Origin of the sequence: Geodermatophilus sp. CPCC 205506, from assembly GCF_051383635.1 — a bacterium.
Lineage (GTDB): Bacteria > Actinomycetota > Actinomycetes > Mycobacteriales > Geodermatophilaceae > Geodermatophilus.
In genome coordinates this window covers 1-1726 of the sequence record NZ_JALPKP010000109.1, presented here as the reverse complement: position 1 = coordinate 1726, position 1726 = coordinate 1, and the positions used below count along the sequence as shown (strand labels likewise).

General features: G+C 74.4%; 1 protein-coding gene. It reads left to right on the top strand.

Annotated elements, in window-relative coordinates; all coding sequences use genetic code 11:
- A partial coding sequence (gene cofH / locus MY520_RS27825; protein WP_436695939.1) for a 5-amino-6-(D-ribitylamino)uracil--L-tyrosine 4-hydroxyphenyl transferase CofH occupies nt 1-1726 on the top strand: 1726 nt, incomplete at both ends.

The window sequence follows — 1726 nt, the reverse complement described above, 5'->3', positions numbered from 1 at the left end:
CCGAGCGGGTCGACGCGGTGCTGCAGATCCGGGCCTCGGCGCACCGGCACGGGCACGTGCAGGAGGTGATCGTGCAGAACTTCCGGGCCAAGCCCCGGACGGCGATGGCCGGCTCGGATGACCTGGAGCTGCAGGAGTACGTCGCCGCGGTGGCGGTGACCCGGCTGCTGCTCGGCCCCAAGGCGCGGGTGCAGGCGCCGCCGAACCTGTCCGACTCCACCGAGCTGGAGCTGCTGCTGCGGGCCGGGGTGGACGACTGGGGCGGGGTGTCCCCGCTGACCCCGGACCACGTCAACCCCGAACGGCCCTGGCCCAACATCGACAAGCTGGCCGCGCTGACCGCCGAGGCCGGGTTCACCCTCCGCGAGCGGCTGGCCGCCCAGCCCCCGTACGTGCGCTCCCCCGAGCCGTGGCTGGACCCCCGGGTCCGGCCGCACGTGGCGGCGCTGGCCGGCCCGGACGGGCTGGCGGTGGAGGGCCGGATCCCGGCCGGGCTGCCCTGGCAGGAACCGGACGCGGCCTGGACCTCGACGGGGCGGGTCGACCTGAACGTGGAGGTGGACACGGTCGGCCGCACCGCCGACCGGCGCAGCGACTTCGACGCCGTGTACGGCGACTGGGCCGAACTGCGCGACCGCACGGTGGACGCCCGGTCGGGCGCCTCGACCGCGCTGGCCGCCGGTGACCCCGCCGTGCACGCCGCCCTGCGCCGGGCCGAGACCGACCCGGCCGGGCTGACCGACGCGCAGTACCTGGCGCTGCTGGGCGCCGACGGCCCCGATCTGGCCGCGCTGTGCGCGCTGGCCGACGCCGTCCGCGCCGACACCGTCGGCGCGGACGTCACCTACGTGGTGAACCGGAACATCAACTTCACCAACGTCTGCTACACCGGCTGCCGGTTCTGCGCCTTCGCCCAGCGGCGCACCGACGCCGACGCCTACACCCTGTCCCTGGCCGAGGTCGGCGACCGGGTCGACCAGGCCTGGGCGGCCGGGGCCACCGAGATCTGCATGCAGGGCGGCATCCACCCCGACCTGCCCGGCACCGCCTACCTCGACCTGGCCCGGGAGGTGAAACGCCGCCGGCCGGGCATCCACCTGCACGCCTTCAGCCCGATGGAGGTCGTCAACGGCGCCGCCCGCACCGGCCTGTCGTTCGAGGAGTTCCTGGTCGCCGCGAAGGAGGCCGGCCTGGACTCCGTGCCGGGCACCGCGGCGGAGATCCTCGACGACGACGTCCGCTGGGTGCTCACCAAGGGCAAGCTGCCCACCGCCACCTGGCTGGACATCATCCGCACCGCGCACCGGATCGGCCTGCCGACCACCTCCACGATGATGTACGGGCACGTCGACACCCCCGCGCACTGGGTCGCGCACCTGCGCACCCTCGCCGCGGTCCAGGACCAGACCGGCGGGTTCACCGAGTTCGTGCTGCTGCCCTTCGTGCACCACAACTCCCCGATCTACCTGGCCGGCGTCGCCCGCCCGGGACCCACCGTGCGGGAGAACCGCGCCGTGCACGCCGTCGCCCGCCTCCTGCTGCACGGCCGGATCGCCAACATCCAGACCTCCTGGGTCAAGCTCGCCGACGCCGGCACCAAGGCGGTGCTCACCGGCGGCGCCAACGACCTGGGCGGCACCCTGATGGAGGAGACCATCAGCCGGATGGCCGGCAGCGAGAACGGCTCGCTGAAGACCATCGCCGACCTCGAGGCGATCGCCGCCGC